Origin of the sequence: Aquimarina intermedia (assembly GCF_008124785.1) — a bacterium.
GTDB lineage: Bacteria > Bacteroidota > Bacteroidia > Flavobacteriales > Flavobacteriaceae > Aquimarina > Aquimarina intermedia.
This window is the reverse complement of the sequence record NZ_VNHU01000004.1, coordinates 131,254-148,190: the sequence shown is the minus strand read 5'-3', so window position 1 is coordinate 148,190 and position 16,937 is coordinate 131,254. Positions and strand designations below refer to the sequence as shown.

15 protein-coding genes are annotated in these 16,937 nt (G+C 33.9%); 13 read left to right on the top strand and 2 right to left on the bottom strand.

Annotated features, from left to right (window positions below; genetic code table 11):
* The first annotated feature begins 14 nt into the window (after positions 1 to 14).
* Positions 15 to 758 (top strand): thioesterase II family protein, encoded by a 744-nt coding sequence (locus tag BD809_RS08025; RefSeq protein WP_148782454.1) that lies wholly within the window; start codon positions 15 to 17, stop codon positions 756 to 758.
* Position 759: 1 nt separating this feature from the next.
* Positions 760 to 1,410 carry a 4'-phosphopantetheinyl transferase family protein gene (locus tag BD809_RS08020; protein ID WP_148782453.1) on the top strand — a complete coding sequence of 217 codons (651 nt, stop codon included), beginning with the start codon at positions 760 to 762 and terminating at the stop codon, positions 1,408 to 1,410.
* Here the strand turns inward: BD809_RS08020 and BD809_RS08015 are convergent.
* Both BD809_RS08015 and BD809_RS08010 read right to left on the bottom strand, forming a co-directional pair.
* On the bottom strand, positions 1,385 to 2,638 hold the full coding sequence (locus BD809_RS08015; RefSeq protein ID WP_170251816.1) for a sensor histidine kinase: 1,254 nt from the start codon (positions 2,636 to 2,638) through the stop codon (positions 1,385 to 1,387). The two genes, BD809_RS08020 and BD809_RS08015, sit on opposite strands and share 26 nt — an antisense overlap.
* 100 nt (positions 2,639 to 2,738) lie before the next feature.
* The gene (locus tag BD809_RS08010) at positions 2,739 to 4,127 is read right to left on the bottom strand and encodes a sigma-54-dependent transcriptional regulator (RefSeq protein WP_148782451.1); all 1,389 of its coding nucleotides are present in this window, start codon (positions 4,125 to 4,127) and stop codon (positions 2,739 to 2,741) included.
* A gap of 178 nt (positions 4,128 to 4,305) precedes the next feature.
* Between BD809_RS08010 and BD809_RS08005 the strand changes: the two genes are divergently transcribed.
* From BD809_RS08005 to BD809_RS07955, 11 genes are all read left to right on the top strand, one after another.
* Positions 4,306 to 5,553, top strand: coding sequence for an efflux RND transporter periplasmic adaptor subunit (locus BD809_RS08005; RefSeq protein ID WP_148782450.1), 1,248 nt, complete (start codon positions 4,306 to 4,308; stop codon positions 5,551 to 5,553).
* A 29-nt stretch (positions 5,554 to 5,582) separates the two neighbouring features.
* Positions 5,583 to 6,272, top strand: coding sequence for an ABC transporter ATP-binding protein (locus tag BD809_RS08000; protein ID WP_148782449.1), 690 nt, complete (start codon positions 5,583 to 5,585; stop codon positions 6,270 to 6,272).
* An 11-nt stretch (positions 6,273 to 6,283) separates the two neighbouring features.
* Positions 6,284 to 7,630, top strand: coding sequence for a TolC family protein (locus BD809_RS07995; RefSeq protein ID WP_148782448.1), 1,347 nt, complete (start codon positions 6,284 to 6,286; stop codon positions 7,628 to 7,630).
* A gap of 141 nt (positions 7,631 to 7,771) precedes the next feature.
* Complete coding sequence (locus BD809_RS16030) at positions 7,772 to 7,975, top strand: transposase (protein ID WP_148782526.1); 204 nt, start codon at positions 7,772 to 7,774, stop codon at positions 7,973 to 7,975.
* 1,158 nt (positions 7,976 to 9,133) lie between these two features.
* Positions 9,134 to 10,549 carry an MBL fold metallo-hydrolase gene (locus tag BD809_RS07985; RefSeq protein ID WP_148782447.1) on the top strand — a complete coding sequence of 472 codons (1,416 nt, stop codon included), beginning with the start codon at positions 9,134 to 9,136 and terminating at the stop codon, positions 10,547 to 10,549.
* Positions 10,550 to 10,988: 439 nt separating this feature from the next.
* Positions 10,989 to 11,354 carry a rhodanese-like domain-containing protein gene (locus BD809_RS07980; protein ID WP_246131465.1) on the top strand — a complete coding sequence of 122 codons (366 nt, stop codon included), beginning with the start codon at positions 10,989 to 10,991 and terminating at the stop codon, positions 11,352 to 11,354.
* Positions 11,355 to 11,701: 347 nt separating this feature from the next.
* Positions 11,702 to 12,391, top strand: a complete 690-nt coding sequence (locus BD809_RS07975) for an aspartate/glutamate racemase family protein (protein ID WP_148782446.1) — start codon at positions 11,702 to 11,704, stop codon at positions 12,389 to 12,391.
* A gap of 529 nt (positions 12,392 to 12,920) precedes the next feature.
* Positions 12,921 to 14,168 (top strand): NAD(P)/FAD-dependent oxidoreductase, encoded by a 1,248-nt coding sequence (locus BD809_RS07970; protein ID WP_148782445.1) that lies wholly within the window; start codon positions 12,921 to 12,923, stop codon positions 14,166 to 14,168.
* A gap of 124 nt (positions 14,169 to 14,292) precedes the next feature.
* On the top strand, positions 14,293 to 15,513 hold the full coding sequence (locus tag BD809_RS07965) for a sulfite oxidase (RefSeq protein ID WP_148782444.1): 1,221 nt from the start codon (positions 14,293 to 14,295) through the stop codon (positions 15,511 to 15,513).
* A gap of 2 nt (positions 15,514 to 15,515) precedes the next feature.
* Positions 15,516 to 15,992: a monoheme cytochrome C gene (locus BD809_RS07960; protein WP_148782443.1), complete on the top strand. Its 477-nt coding sequence runs from the start codon at positions 15,516 to 15,518 to the stop codon at positions 15,990 to 15,992.
* Positions 15,976 to 16,932, top strand: coding sequence for a sulfurtransferase (locus tag BD809_RS07955; protein ID WP_170251814.1), 957 nt, complete (start codon positions 15,976 to 15,978; stop codon positions 16,930 to 16,932). The genes BD809_RS07960 and BD809_RS07955 overlap by 17 nt, the downstream gene beginning before the upstream one ends.
* Positions 16,933 to 16,937: the final 5 nt, after the last annotated feature.

Here is a 16,937-nt window from a genome sequence, read left to right as displayed (position 1 = left end):
AATACATACACTCAATGAGATCAATAAAGCTTTTTTGTCTTCCATACGCAGGTGGTTCAGCTTCAATGTACAGGAAATGGGAGTCATTTGTAGACGATTCTATCGAAATAATCCCGGTTGAACTAGCCGGACGTGCTAAAAGAATTAAAGACCCTTTCTACGAAACAGTTGCAGATGCCGTACAAGATGTAGTAAGTTTTTTAATAGATAGACTTGACGATAGTGATTATGCGCTCTTTGGACATAGTATGGGAGCTATGCTGATTTATGAAGTGGCACTTGAAATTGAAAAGAAAAATTTAAAAAAACCACTACATTTGTTTTTCTCAGGAAGAGGAGCTCCAAACATAAAACCAGTCAAGGACAAGAATTATCACTTATTGGAGGGTGATTTATTTAAAGACAAATTATTAGAATTAGGAGGTACTCCTCCGCAGTTTTTTGAACACAGAGAATTATTAGATCTATTTCTACCTCTGTTGAAAAACGATTTTAGATTGGCATCAGAATGTTTTGTAAAACGAGAGTTAAAACCATTTCATTGTAATATTTCTGCTTTTTTCGGAAAAGAAGAAGATATTTCTTCAGAAGCAATGATAGCATGGAAAGATCATTCCACAAAAATGTGTCATCTGTATTATCTAAATGGAGATCACTTTTTTATTCATGAAAGCGCACCGGCAATGGTAAAGATTATTATGAAGCAACTCAATAGCGATTCTAAACAAAAAGGCAGGAGCTGTATTAACGAATGGTAAGATGGTATATATTTTTTACACAAAATTTTCAGAAAAAATACGGGATGATTTACTACTTACTTATAAGAGTTGGTTGCCCCCACAATTAGTCAAAAAAAATTCAAGTTTCAGGTTTTGGGAGGATCAACATCGCAATTTACTAGGTTTATTATTACTTATAAAAGGGTTGAAAAAGTTCGGGTACTCTAAGGAGGTATTAGACAAATTAGTCTATGATAATTATTTAAGACCCTCTCTAAAAAACATACCCTTAGATTTTAATATCTCACATTCTGGAGATTATGTTGCATGCGCTATTTCCAAGACCAACAGAGTGGGAATTGATGTGGAAATTATTCAGAATATTGATTTTACAGGTTTTAAATCGGTAATGTCTTCATGTGAATGGGAGATCATTAAGAACTCATCCACTGCAACTCATACTTTTTTCGAATTTTGGACTATTAAAGAAAGTGTAATTAAGGCAGATGGTCGAGGTATGAGCCTGCCATTATTGGATATTGAAATTTTTGACGAGCACGTAGTATGTAAAAATGATAAATGGTATATCTACAAATTAGATTTTGTAGAAAATGCTTGTGCAGCTCTAGCTACATGTAGTGATACACAAATAGAGGTTGAATTTTTTAATTTCTATAAAATTGAATCGTAAATATGGTTTTTGAATGCGGTACAGAGGTTACTGTTAATGTGCCATTATGTAATTGGATAATTTCTCTGGAGAGACTTAAGCCTAATCCTGAACCGTCTTCTTTTGTGGTATAGAAAGGGATGAAAATTTTCTCAATAGCTTCTGGTTCTATACCCGAACCATTATCTGTTATACGTATGGAAGCGTTTTCTTCGCAAATAAGAGCGACCCCAATTGAGGGATTTTCAGTTTTGTTTACTGCTTGTATAGCATTTTTTATCAAATTGATTAATACCATTTCCAGTAAGTTGATATCCCCCATAATTTTAGAATTACCTTTGTCAGGAAGTACAAATGAATATGCGATATGACCATCCAGAAATTGAGCTTTCATAAGACCTTTAACTCTATTTAATAGTGTAACAAGTTCAATTTTCACAAAATTAGGTTTTGGGAGGCTAGTGTAATCTCTATAAGCATTTATAAATTTGATAAGTCCTTTGGTTCTCATGCGTATAGTAGAAAAGCCATCGTTTAAATCATCTAAACTTTCTTTTGATATTTCAAATCTTCCGCTGGAAGCATTCCAATAAAAATCTTCTTTTATTATATCACCAAGTGTTGAATTTATGGAGGTTATTGGGGTAAGGCTGTTCATAATTTCATGTTTCAAAACAGAAGCCAATTTTTGCCATGATTCTACTTGTTTGTTTAAAAGCTCCTTGTATATATTTTGGATTACTACCAATTTTAGAACTTTATCAACTAGTTTTAAAGTAGTAGTGTAGACAGCTAGCTGCACAGTACTGCTAACAATAATTACAGCACTCTGTCCAGAAGGAAGTTCAAGTATTCGCGCTAAAAGCAGTTTGTTCTTTAATTCGTTGATGTTCTTGAGATGGTATTCGCCTAAAAGTACTTTTGAACTTTTGTTCATCAGATCTATTTTACCGTCGGGACGATAAGCAATTACGCCGGTATTGACATGATTTACAATTGTGTTTAAAAATTGTGAATGTTCCAGTTTTTCTGAACGTTCTTTTCTAAAGGCGTTTAATACAGAATTGAACGAGGCATTCAAATCGCTAAAACTGTTGTCAAGGTTATTATTAGTTTTGAAATTTACTGAAAAATCCTGGTGTTGAATAGACTCTAAGAAGAGTGTTAAGTTTTTATTAGTGCTAATAATAATTTTATAGGTTGAATACACTAAATAGCAAACGAGCAGAAAACTAACAGCACCTATCATAAAAAAAAGCAAAGTTTTTTTAATAAAAAAGCAATACATGCTAAAACCAATAAGCAATATTGTTAGTATTAAACGTTTCAATGCAACAAATTCGAATGTTTTATAACCCATGTTTCTTAAGTCTTCTGTAAAGTGATTGTCTTGTTAAACCTAAATCTTTGGCCGCCTTAGATATATTCCCATCGTATTTTAGAAGCGTGTTTTTTATAATTTCGTGTTCGTGTTCTTCGAGGCTTAAATCTATAGTTTGTTCCAAGTTTTTATCTTCTTTTTTCTGAAGATTCAAATTAAAATGTTCTTTAGAGATGTAATCTTGATTACACAAGATTACTGAGCGTTCTATCGCATGTTGTAATTCTCTTATATTTCCTGGCCATAAATGGCTTTGCAAATACTTTATGGCTTCAGAATAAAAACCTGTTATAGGTTTTTCATATTTTTCTGAATATATTTTTAAAAAGTGATCTGCTAGCAAAGGAATATCTTCAAGCCGCTCGCGTAATGGAGGAATCACAATTTCTATAGTGTTAATTCTATAGAGTAGATCCTGCCGAAAGGAATTTCCGGACACCATTTCGTATAAATCTAAATTTGTGGCGCAAATGAGTCGAATGTCTATAGGAATTTCTTTACTGGATCCAACTCTATTAATTTTTCTATTTTGCAACGCCGTGAGCAATTTTGATTGAAGGGGAAGCGATAAATTTCCGATTTCGTCTAAGAACAAGGTGCCTTTGGAAGCTTTTTCGAAGCGTCCCAGACGGTCCTCTTTTGCGTCAGTGAAAGCTCCTTTAACATGACCGAATAGTTCACTTTCAAACAACGACTCTGTTAGAGATCCCAAATCAACATTGATAAAGGGTTGGTAGTGTCGTTTTGAGTTTCTGTGAATGGCTCTGGCAATGAGTTCTTTACCAGTTCCATTTTCACCCAAAATCAAGATATTAGCATCGGTTTTAGCCACTTGATCTATAAGTTTGAATATTTTAGTTAGACCATTACTATGCCCTATAATGTTTTTATAGCGTTCACTTATTTGATCGTTAAGTTCTTTTTGAGTATCCTTTAATTTAGCAATTTCTAATTTATTATTTCGAATGCCAAGACTAGAATGAATAGTAGCCAAAAATTCATCATTGTCCCATGGTTTTAATATAAAATTTCCCGCTCCAAACTTAATAGCCTTAATGGCTGTTTTAATATCCCCATAGGCGGTCATAAGGATCACTACAACCGTAGGATCTAGTTCTAAAATTTTTTCAAGCCAGTAAAAACCTTCTTTACCACTACTAGCATCTTTAGTAAAGTTCATGTCTAATAAAATAATATCATAACTTTTCTTTCGTATATATTCTGGAATTAGAATTGGGTCGTGTATGCTATCGACAAGATTAAAATGTCTTTTCAAAAATAACTGGGCAGCTTTTAGAACACCTTTATTATCGTCAACAATTAGAATAGACTCTTTTTTTTTCGATCTGGAGCTCATAGAGATTGTCTTTAATTATGCCTAAAAAATGTACGGTTTTGAACATGATGGCGTACTAAAAGTACGAATACGGACGTAAATGTAGTGAAAATTGACTAAATATATGTTTTTTTGTGAATGGTATGCTTGTTGTCATACACAGTTGCAAATATTAATATACAACCAATATTACCATAAAATGGATAAGAAAATAGAAAAAAAGAAAATTACTGCAAAAAAAATCCTTGTTTGGGGTATGCTATCTTTAATTGTGGTGTTCATTTTATATTTGACCATTTCAGCCAATTCAAAGTCGACTGTCAAAATTGAATACGATAAACTCTCGGTTGCAACTGTCAAAAAGCTACCGTTTCAGGAATACATTATTGAAATGGGAGAAGTGGTGCCCAATAGAACCTTTTATCTAGATGCAGTAGAGGGTGGTAATATTATCAATGTTTTCAAAGAGAGTGGGGCTATTGTCAAAAAAGGAATGCCCATCCTTGAGTTGGAAAATGCCAATTTAAAATTGAATGTATTAAGTCAAGAAAATTCTCTCAATGAACAAATTAACCGAGTTAGAACAACTCGACTTCAGCTAGATCAAAATTTCTTAGCACAAAAGACGGCTCTTGCTGAAATAGAAAACTTTTTACACGTTCAAAAACCTAAATTCTATCGTGATAGTATTCTGTTTAATAAGGGGATTATTTCTAAACAGGAATTTGAGAAAACGCAAGCAGACTATAGATATAACCTAAAAAGAAAACAGTTTACTAATGAATCTTTCAAAAAAGATTCTGCTTCAAGGGTTTTACAACTAGAGCAATTGAGATCTTCAGAAAGAAATATGATTGAAAATTTGAGCGGTGTAAAGCAAATATTGGATAATCTTATTGTAAAAGCTCCAATTGATGGACAACTATATACCGGACAATTGCAAGAAGGCCAAAATATAAACAAGGGAGAGCGAATTGGACAGGTAGATGTTTTAGGTACATATAAAGTGAGAGTACCTATAGATGAAATTTATTTATCTAGAATCAAAAAGGGATTGAACGCTAAAACTGATATTAATGGGGAATCATACTTACTTACAGTACGTTACATTTATCCAACTGTGGAGAATGGTGAATTTATGGTAGATATGGAATTTATCAATGAAGTTCCTGAAGGAGTGATTAGTGGACAGTCTCTTAGATTAAGAATAGAATTGGGACAGTCATCAGAGGAATTAGCTATCCCTGTAGGTGGATTTTACAATAATACAGGTGGAAATTGGTTATTTGTTTTAAATGAGGGGACCAATGAAGCCGAGAAACGAACTATCGAATTAGGGAAAAAAAATATCGAATACTATCAAGTTTTGAGTGGTCTTGAAGTAGGAGAAAAAGTAATTATTTCTTCGTATGATTCTTTTGGCGATAACGAACGCATTGTTTGGTAATTAATATATAATCATTAAAAATATACATTATGATAAAATTAAAAGATTTAACTAAAAAATACATCAGTGATGAGGTTGAAACCACTGCAGTAAATCAAATAAATTTGGAGGTCAAGGAAGGTGAGTTTATTGCTATTATGGGGCCTTCAGGTTGTGGTAAATCATCGTTACTTAATATTCTCGGATTGCTCGATAGCCCGAATGAAGGAGAATATTGGTTCGATAATATTGAAGTGGCGACGTTTTCAGAAAAGAAGCGATCCAAAATTAGAAAGGGAAATGTTGGCTTTATTTTTCAAAGTTTTAATTTGATTGATGAATTAAAGGTTTATGAAAATGTAGAATTACCTCTACTATATCAAAAAATGCCAAAGGAAGAACGAAAGAGAAGAGTAGAAGCAGTTCTGGAACAGATGAATATAGCCCATAGGAGTAATCATTTTCCTTCACAACTATCAGGAGGTCAGCAGCAAAGAGTTGCCATAGCTAGAGCGCTTGTAATAAACCCTAAGCTCATACTGGCCGATGAACCTACGGGTAATTTAGATTCGAAGAATGGTGAAGAAGTTATGGAGCTTTTATCTGATTTAAACAATAAAGGAACTACTATTGTAATGGTGACACACTCAAATTATGATGCAAATTATGCGCATCGTATTATCAATTTATTAGACGGAAAAATTATAACAGAAAATATAAAAGAAGAGCATGTTGCTTGAAATCAAAATTCATGAAAAGTAAATTAACCAATAGTACCTTAATTCTGTTTATAATTATAATTTATTTCTCTTCAAATTGTAATGCGCAGAGAACACTTACTCTTGGAGATGCCATAGGATTTGCTATGGAACACAATGTGACTATTGCAAAGGCTGAAAATATGGTTAGAGAATCCAAAAACTCTGCGGTTACCTCATATTTGCAGTTGCTCCCGTCATTAATTGCAAATGGTCAGGCGAGAAGAGCTAGTGGAACTAATTTTGATGAAATTACTGGAACTGTCTCAACAAGTACCGGGAACTTCTACAATGCTGCTATTAACGTTAATTGGGATATTTTAAATTTATTGCGTAGAGTTTCTGTAATTAAAGCTGCTAAAAATAATGTACAAGCTAATAAGCACAGTAAGGAGGCTTCAAAAGACTTAGTAGTGCTTTTAATTATTGATAATTATTTAGAAATTTTACAAAATATTCAACAAGATAAAATATTCCAAGAGTTTTACACGATCCAAGAGAAAAACCTCAATAGAACAATGGAAATGGTAAAATTGGGAAGCTTACCAGCACAAGATGAATTGATTCAAAAAGCAGAATTAAGTAGATTAAAGGCTGCAATTGTTGAGAATAGAAGAATACAGAATGAGCAGATTAATAAGTTAAAATTAATGCTTAGTATTGATCCCGGGGAACATATAGTTCTACAAAATATAGAACGTACAGCGCCACAGATAACATCAAACGATAATACTATATCTGATTTTTATTCAGAAGCTTTAAATAACCGAGAAGATCTGTTGCAGCGAAGGCACGAAGTTCTCAATTTAAAACATCTTCTTAACATACGGCGTGCAGATTATTATCCTCAAATAAATCTTTTTTACACTTATGGAACAAGTTTTTCATCTTTTCAAGAGCAGAGTTTCGATGATCAATTTTTTAAAAATAACATTACTAATTCTTTCGGAGTGTTAATTTCAATCCCGATTTTTGATGGAATGCGTGTAAGAAACTCTGTATTTAGAGCTAAGATAGCACATGAAAATGCTAAGTTAGACCTTGAACAGTACAAAAGAACCGTCTATGTGGAAATATCTAATGCAAAGAATGCTCTAATTAGTAGTTCTGAAGAAATACTGTATAGACAAGATCAGGAACAGAGTATGAGTGGTGCTTTTGAATTGGAACAAGAAAAATACTATTTAGGGGCGGGTAATCCACAGGATTTTGAAATATCCAGACGAAATTATATTGAAGCCGCCCTACTTCTAAATCAGATTGAGTATCAACAAATGTACAATGCTTATGCGCTCGATTATTATCTAGGCAAAATTTATAGTAATGAAAAAGACAAATAGAATTATATACGGCTCTGTTATGTTTGTACTTTTTTATGATCAAAATAAAGATGAGGGTGTAAATTGAACTCTGTCTGAGTTAATTCTATTCAGGCAGTTTTTTCACAATCGAAAAATAAAAAGAATTAGAGAAAAGGCACTATTATAGCTATACTGGCAGGTACTAAAGTAGATCATATTGTACAGCAATTACTAAAAATTTCAAATTCACTTAGAGATAAAGTAAATGACATTACTCTGGATACGGCTACTTTAATGAAAGTGATTGCTAAGAAATGTTTTTTTAAGATCATACAAGTCACAGGTCGTTTTCACGTGCAAAAACTAGCTTTAGAAGCCTTGTGAGATATTAGAATAAAATATCGTCGGAAAGCTATAGATCAGAAAAATGAGCAAGTCAGACGAGCTAAAATTAAATAAAAAAACTCCATTGCTACAACCTTTTCTATTGGAGACACCAGAAAACAGCTTTTGGCCAGAAACCGTATTTACTCTATGAAAGAACCAATATGTGGGCAGAAAATCAATACTTGAGGTCTAAAAGACTATTCTCACAAGGCCCTGTTATCATCAAAGTATATTGCAAGTATAGCAATCTTAACCCACAATATTCATTGTGGGTTTTCTTTTTCAGAGAAAGAAGGATTGTAATCAATTTTTTTCACTTAATAAATTATCAGTATCTTATTAGTTTTTCTGAAGAGTATTCATCGAATTTCTTACCGTTCAATATTTCATATATTTTGATCTAGGGTATTCCAAAAAATCTATAATCTAACCTTAGCTACTCAACTATTTGCAACAACTCAAAATACATTGTATCATCTTTTCATTAGCCCACTTTTCTTTTTCTAGAATATCTATACCATATTGTGTATAAAAATGATGTTTGCGTAGAAATTTTAAATCCAAATGATGCCATTCAATATCCCTGATTTCCATTACTCCTTTAGTACACCACTCTATCCTAATATGAGCATTAGTGACAACCTCTTTTGGATGCTCAAAATTATGAAACGGAAGTTTGTTGCATGTACTATGTAAAAGTAACTCCTTACACTATTGTTTCACTTGTTGTACCATCATTCCTTACTGATTAAATTAAATGCTCCTTTAATCAGAAATTTATGGGTTTTTTAAATTGAGAAACAAGCTTTAACATGGTAACTAACTTAGCAAAATAATCTAATAGTGATCAGTAACATTTGTTACATTGATTAAAATTAGAGCGAAATAAGTTTTTTACTGCACACGCTTTTTGACTCAATGTACTTGACTATATATTTTTTCTGTGAATTCTTACCTATCCCTGATAATTATCATTAATTCTATCTTAGGTAGGCTATATTTTTACATCATCAGAATCGTACTTGATAAAAGTAGGATTTTTAACTAAGTATGAAAGTGTAACCTTGGTTTAGAGTTGTAATGTAACATAAGTAACTGTAAATCATAAATATCAACACTATTTTTATACGATACTATTAATTAAAATTAAGCACGATGAAAGTAGAACAGATTTATACAGGATGTCTGGCTCACGCAGCCTATTATATTGAGAGTAATGGAGAAGCAGCAGTTTTTGACCCATTACGAGAAGTACAACCTTATATCGATAGAGCACAAAAAGATGACGCTGAAATCAAATATGTTTTTGAAACTCATTTTCACGCTGACTTCGTAAGCGGACATTTGGATCTAAGAAAAAAGGCAGGATCAGAAATTGTATTTGGGCCTGGTGCGAAACCAGCCTATGAAGCGATAATAGCTAAAGACGGACAGGTTTTTGAAATAGGGGATTACAAGGTAAAAGTAATCCATACTCCTGGTCACACGATGGAAAGTACTACGTACCTCTTAATTGATGAAAATAATAAAGAACATGGTCTTATTACCGGTGACACTTTATTTATTGGAGATGTAGGACGTCCGGATCTGGCACAACATGTAGTCTCTGATTTGACAGAGGAAAAATTAGCAGGTCATTTATATGATTCACTTCGTAATAAAATACTACCATTAAACGATGATCTTATCGTTTATCCAAATCACGGAGCTGGATCTGCTTGCGGAAAAATGATGAGTAAGGAGACAACAGACACACTTGGTAACCAGAAAAAAACAAACTATGCATTACGCGCAGATATGACTAAGGAAGAGTTTATTAAGGAATTATTAACCGGACTTACCGCACCTCCTGGATATTTTCCTCAAAATGTTTTGATGAACATCAGAGGCTATGAAAGTCTGGATAGTATACTGGATAGAGCGACAAAATCATTGTCTCCTGAAGAATTCGAAGTGGTAGCTAATGAAACCGGCGCATTAATGCTGGATACCCGGGATGCAGAAGATTTTGCAAAAGGGTTTATACCAAATAGTATAAATATCGGACTCGAGGGTAGTTTTGCCCAATGGGTCGGTGAAATGATTCCAGATGTTAAGCAGGAAATTCTATTGATAACCTATCCTGGAAAAGAAGAAGAAGCCATAACAAGATTGTCTAGAGTAGGCTATGATAATACAGTTGGATATCTAAAAGGTGGATTTAGTTCCTGGAACGAAAGCAGAAAAGATTTTGAAACCGTTACTAGAGTGACTTCTTCAGATCTTGAGAAAAGTTATAAAACTCAAAAACCATTGCTTTTTGACGTTCGTAAAAAAAGTGAGTACGATTCTGAACATGTACTAGGAGCCATTAATGTACCACTAAACGAAATAAACAATCACTTAGCACAGTTTCCTAAGGATAAACCGTTGATACTTCACTGTGCCGGCGGGTATAGAAGTATGATTGCTGCCTCAATTTTAAAGCAAAGAGGATGGGTTGATATTGCTGATGTAATTGGTGGGTTTGAAGAAATTAAAGAAACCAGCGTCCCGAAATCAGAATACATTTGTCCTACCACCTTACTTTAAATTACCTGATATCTGTATAGGATCAGATGGGAGATATGAGCAACATCTTTTTGACCAGTATTTTGCGTGAAAGCTTTCAAATCGTTGGTAAAGGCGATATGCGGTAAGGTGAGGATTACTTTTATTTAGGTGATTTCTGCAAAGAACACATCTGTCATTTGGCTTTTATCAGTATGAATTGGAGTTTTGCTCCATAGTTGGGTACTTTCGAGGAAGTCTTTCACCGTTTATAACAATAATAATCTTGTGTGTAACCTATGTTACTGTTTCTGAAAAGGTCGTTATGTAACTTTGTGAGTATTCGTAACCTGCAAGAAATTATTAAAGATTAGGAATAAGTATAAACTCAAAATAAAAAATGGTTGGTTAGTATTGGTTGGTTTTTGAAAGGAAGTAGTCAGTATGCTACGACTGCTTCCTTTTCAATTTAAAATATAATATGAAAAAAATATTTGTAATTATGACTTTTTTAAGTTCAATTTTTGGTGCGAAAGCACAACAATCTGAAGCTATAAAAATACTGGACGTGGCCTCTTTTAAAGAAGCTGTTTTGGGAAAGAACGTTCAGCTTGTTGACGTACGCACTCTACGAGAATATGAGGCTGGACATATAGACAATGCTATAAACATAGATTATTTTAAGCAAGAAAAGTTTGAACAATCATTCGATGCACTCGACAAAGAAGAGCCTGTGTATGTATATTGTCGCTCGGGTAACCGAAGTCAAAAAGCAGCCAGAAAACTTTTAGGTATGGGTTTCAATACGGTTTATGACTTAAAAGGAGGCTATATGTTTTATAAGTAATTTTAATAGTGTAAAAAGATGTTAGATAAGGAACTATACAAAAAAATAGCTCAGGAGATTCACAGTGATGAGAGTCCTGGGGGATTGATGCTAAAAAAAGCATATCATTATCATCCAAAAGTTGATGAATATTGAAGATCGTTTAACGATTATTGAGAATAAGCTGAAATAAAAAGATTAAGTCGAATTTGTAAAGTAAAAGCTGTTATAGTTTCCTTTTTCAAATATTGAATAAAGGAGTTGTTCTATGTAAGAAAAAATTAAATAAGTAGTCAGTTGTTCTGGTAGAAAAATGTAGAAGAATAAAGGCTAAAAACCGCTAGACTTAACCGAAAATTAAACATAATATGAGAACATTAGGTATGATTGGTGGTACTTCCTGGCACTCTACAATCGTTTATTATAAACTAATCAATGAGTTAGTGGGTAGTAAAATAGGTACGCGGGCTAATCCGGAGTTGTTGTTGTACAGTATTAATATAGAATTGATGCGTGAACAGAATAAGGAAAAGATAAACACAAAATACCTTGAGGTAGCTAATAAGCTGGAAAAAGCAGGAGCCAAAGCTATTATAATTTGCGCAAATACCCCACACATGGTGTACCCCTTTGTGCAGCCCCAAATTAATATACCAATATTACATATTGCTGATGCAATAGGTAAAGAAGCTTCTAGGTTGAAGCTTAGTAAACTAGGATTATTGGGAAACCAGCCAACAATGACAGGGAGTTTTATTCCCTCATTTTTGGAGTCCAATTTTGGAATCAAGACTATCATCCCAGATGTGGAACACATAACCAAATCCCATACGTATGTCTCTCAGGAATTAACACAAGGAAAGTTTACTGATAAGGCAAGAGAATTTTTCCTACAACAGATTCAACTGCTAAAAGATAGAGGTGCCGAAGGGATTATTTTGGGTTGTACCGAGTTGCCTATGTTGATTGACGCAACACATTCAGATATACCACTGATAGCTACTACTCAGTTACACGCTAAAATGGCATCAGACTTTATTATGGAAAAGGAAGTGTAACGATCTGTTATCTATTTCGGCATTTGTTTAATACTAATGTTAAATGATAGCGATGCTGTTGTTTAGAATTTGGCTTTTTATCTATATGAAATGTAAAGAAAATAGCGCAACTAGCATTCGCTAACAATTATTCAGAAGGGTGGCTACATTGACTATGGAGATGTATTTTCTATTCATTTTGAGCACTTAAAATAGCACTATAGTTGCTTCGTGACAATTGTCATAAATCTTATGAATTATTCTCTCTATTTTGGAACAATTTAGAAACAGAATAGAATCAAAAAAATCAAGCACGATATAATCTTTTATATGCTACCACTAACTCGTGTTTCTTTTTTGACAAGTTCACCCATCGTTTATTCTTTTGAGTGCAAATCACTGATTACGAATTACAAAATTTGAAATAGTCAAATCTTATACTCGATTTTGAATTATATCAAAATAATTGAATTTCACCCTTTGTGTAACCTAAGTTACTGTGAAGGTAAAGTTTAATAATTACATTTAATAGGTCCATAAATAGATAAAAATGAAAACACATTATCAAATTTTAGTTATAGGAGGAGGCACCGCCGGCATCATGACCGCTGCCCAATTACTTAAAAAGGATAAAAGTTTAGACGTGGCACTTATTGAGCCTGCTGATATTCATTATTACCAACCTGCTTGGACTTTGGTAGGTGCCGGAACTTATAATTATAATAAAACGGCAAGACCAATGAGTTCTGTTATGCCAAAAGGTGTTACATGGATAAAGGACGCTGCTTCGGGATTTGATCCGGAAAATAATAGTGTTTCTACAAAATCAAGCGGTAATATAGGTTATGATTATTTGGTGGTTGCACCAGGACTTACCTATGACTATTCGTTGGTTCCGGGATTAAAAGAAGCCATTGATAAGGGGGTAGTATGTAGTAATTATACAGACCCAAAACACACCTGGACGGTTCTTAAAAATTTTAAAGGAGGAACTGCCTTGTTTACCCAACCTACAACAACTATAAAATGTGGTGGTGCTCCACAGAAAATAATGTATCTGGCAGAAAGCTATTTCCGTAAAAGTGGTGTAAAAGATAAGACCAATGTTGTTTTTGCTACTAATGGAGGTGTAATTTTTGGCATTAAAAAAATTGCTGAAACCTTGACGAAAATTATAGATAAAAAGGATATTAATGTCCGTTTTGGTCATCAACTTAAAAAAATTGATGCAGAAAAACAAATTGCTTGGTACGCTTTAGGGGATAATGAATCTGAATATAACCACAAAGATATTGAAGTATCAAAAGAGGGTGACTTAGTAGGTATCCATTATGACATGCTTCATCTGGCGCCACCATCTGTTGCTCCTAAATTTATACAGGAATCCATTTTGGTCAATGAAGCTAAATGGTTAGATGTGGATCAATATACAATGCAACATAATAAATATCCTAATATTTTTGGATTAGGGGATATAGCAGCACTACCCACTGCAAAAACAGGCGCTGCTATCAGAAAACAAGCACCCGTAGTAGTCGATAATATTATACGACTTATGAAATATAATAGAATTGGAGACAAATCTTATAACGGGTATTCTTCTTGTCCTTTAGTCACCGACTACGGCAAAATGGTCCTAGCAGAGTTTGATTATCAAAACCGGTTTACCCCGGATCCCAAATTAAAACAAATGTTTATTAAAGATTCATCAAAGGAACATTGGAGACTCTGGATACTCAAAAAATACATGTTACCTTTTTTATATTGGAATAAAATGCTCAAAGGAAAGGAAGTTTAGTTTTCTATAGTTAGCTTAAAACCGATGCTATGAAACTTAACTTTACAGGGTTATTGTAACATTTGTTACAGAAATTAAGAATTTATAATCTTAATTTTAACAAAAAATAAGGTATTTCTGTTATATGGAACGAAGAAATTTTGTTAAGAAAGTAGTTTTAGGCTCAATGGCTACTATTATTGGAGCAGATATTGTTTTTGGATCCACAATGTTGGAAGGTTATCAACCTCTGGCACTTCAGGATCCAGATCCTTTTAAAATGTTCAATAAGGATAAGCAAATGGAAGTTCTTAATGACAAGCCCTGGAATATTGAGGCTAAAGCACATTTGTTAGACGAGAAAATAACATCTAATAATTATATGTTCATTCGCAATAATGGTTTAGTCCCTGATGCTATTGATAGTAACGAATGGACATTGACGATTGACGGAGAATCAGCAAAGGAATTAAAAACTTATACGCTTGCCGAATTACAAACAAAATTTCCACAATATACCTATCAGCTTACTTTAGAGTGCGGCGGTAATGGACGTAGTGAATTTGATCCTCCTGCAAAAGGAAATCAATGGACAGTTGGTGCGGTCTCATGTGCAAAATGGACAGGCGTTCGGTTGCGGGATATTCTGGAAGATGTCGGTATAAAAGATAGCGCTGTGTACATTGGATATCATGCTGTGGATGCTCACCTGAGTCGAGATCCTAAAAAAGAGCCCATCTCTCGAGGCGCTCCTATAGCAAAAGCATTACAGGATGAAACATTAGTAGCTTTCAAAATGAATGGACAAGATATACCATTAGTTCATGGATATCCTTTACGATTAGTTGCAGGGGGATGGCCAGCTTCTGTTTCGGGTAAATGGGTGAACAGGATAAGTGTTCGTGATAAAGTACATGATGGTACCAAAATGACCGGAACTGCATATCGTGTTCCTTGTGAACCTGTCGCACCGGGAGAAAAAGTAAAGGATGAGGATATGTGCATCATAGAGTCGATGCCGGTAAAGTCGCTTATTACATATCCTAAATCAGGAGCAATAATTAAAAAAGGAAATAAATTAAATATTAGAGGACATGCCTGGGCAGGAGAGCTGGAAGTTACAAAGATGGAATATTCTATTGATTTTGGTGCCACCTGGATCGCTGTCTCTGTAGAAAAACCGGTCAATCGTTTGGCATGGCAACATTTTGATGCTACCATAGATTTTCCGAAAAAAGGATATTATGAAGTCTGGTCAAGAGCTACTGATTCACAAGGCTATAGTCAACCAATGCTGGTGCCCGGATGGAATCCTAAAGGTTATTTAAATAATGCTTGCCATCGTATTGCAGTAAAAGTTGAATAGTAATGGATAGGCAGGAACAATTTAGAAAACAGGTTAGGGTAATCTATCAACTGCTGAAAGTGGTCGTTTCTATTATCATTATAGTTGCAATTGCTGGAATTTACCTCATTGTAGATCCAAGCTTCTCGGTTTTTAAGAAATCAGCACCTGATTCCGCATATATTGTTGTTCAGGAGGATGAGGAAGATAGGATAGAAAACGGAATTCATGTTCGTAGTGGATTAGTCGAAGCCGAAGGCTTGATGGAAGTGGTAAATAATTGTACCAATTGCCATTCTTCAAAGTTAGTTATTCAGAATAGGATGACTGCGGAACGATGGATAGCAACCATTCGCTGGATGCAGGAAACTCAAAACTTATGGGATTTAGGTGGTAACGAAGAAATCATAGTAAATTATTTAGTAACAAATTATCCTCCAATAAAAAAAGGAAGGCGTGAAAATTTAAGAAATGTTGAGTGGTATGACTTACAGAATTAGTAGTGTTATAATTTTGAGTGTGTTTGTGTTCTCCTGTAATAAGCAAAGAGATAAAACTTTTCCAAAGTCCGAATTAGAGGTAAGCTCTTACGCTAGTTCAGACCATCTGATAGAAGCAGAGGAGTTACTAAAAGTATACCGACAAAAGCATTTGAAAATTATAGACTTCAGAAAGGCAACAGCGTATGCTGAAAAGCATATTGATGGCGCATTAAATATTTGGCGTACAGATATCGAAGATACTTCGTATCCCTACAAAGGTATGATGGCAAATAAAGAAAAGTTAGAAGCCCTGTTTAGAAAATTAGGAATTAAAAATGATGATCTGTTGATTGTATACGATGATAAAGGTTCTGCTGATGCCTCTCGTTTGTGGTGGGTACTTAAGAATTATAATTTTGAATCTGTAAGGATTTTAAATGGAGGATTGAAGGCTTGGGAAACAATCGAAGGAGCTATGAATGACAAACTTGTGCCGATTATTTCTTCGGAATTTATACTTCCGGTAATGAGTTCTTTGGATTTACTAATTGAAAAAGATGAAATGATAGAAATGGTCAATTCAAACAGAAAAAAAATAATTTTAGATACTAGAAGTCAGGATGAGTTTACTGGAAAAAGGCAGAAGAATGGTGCTGCCAGAGCGGGGAGAATCCCAAATAGCGTTCTTATCGATTGGGCTGAAGCCATTGAGTATGAAGGAACCCAGAAATTTAAAACGTATAATGAATTAGAAAAAATTTATAATAGGCTAGGAGCATCAAAGAACGATCTTATTATTTCATATTGTCATAGTGGTGTACGCTCTGCACATACTACCTTCGTGCTAACCGAATTGTTGGGTTATAACAATGTAAAAAATTATGATGGGTCTTGGGTCGAATGGAGTTATTTCAAGAATTTACCTTTTGAACAAGACAGTATAACAAAATTAAATTAAAAAGT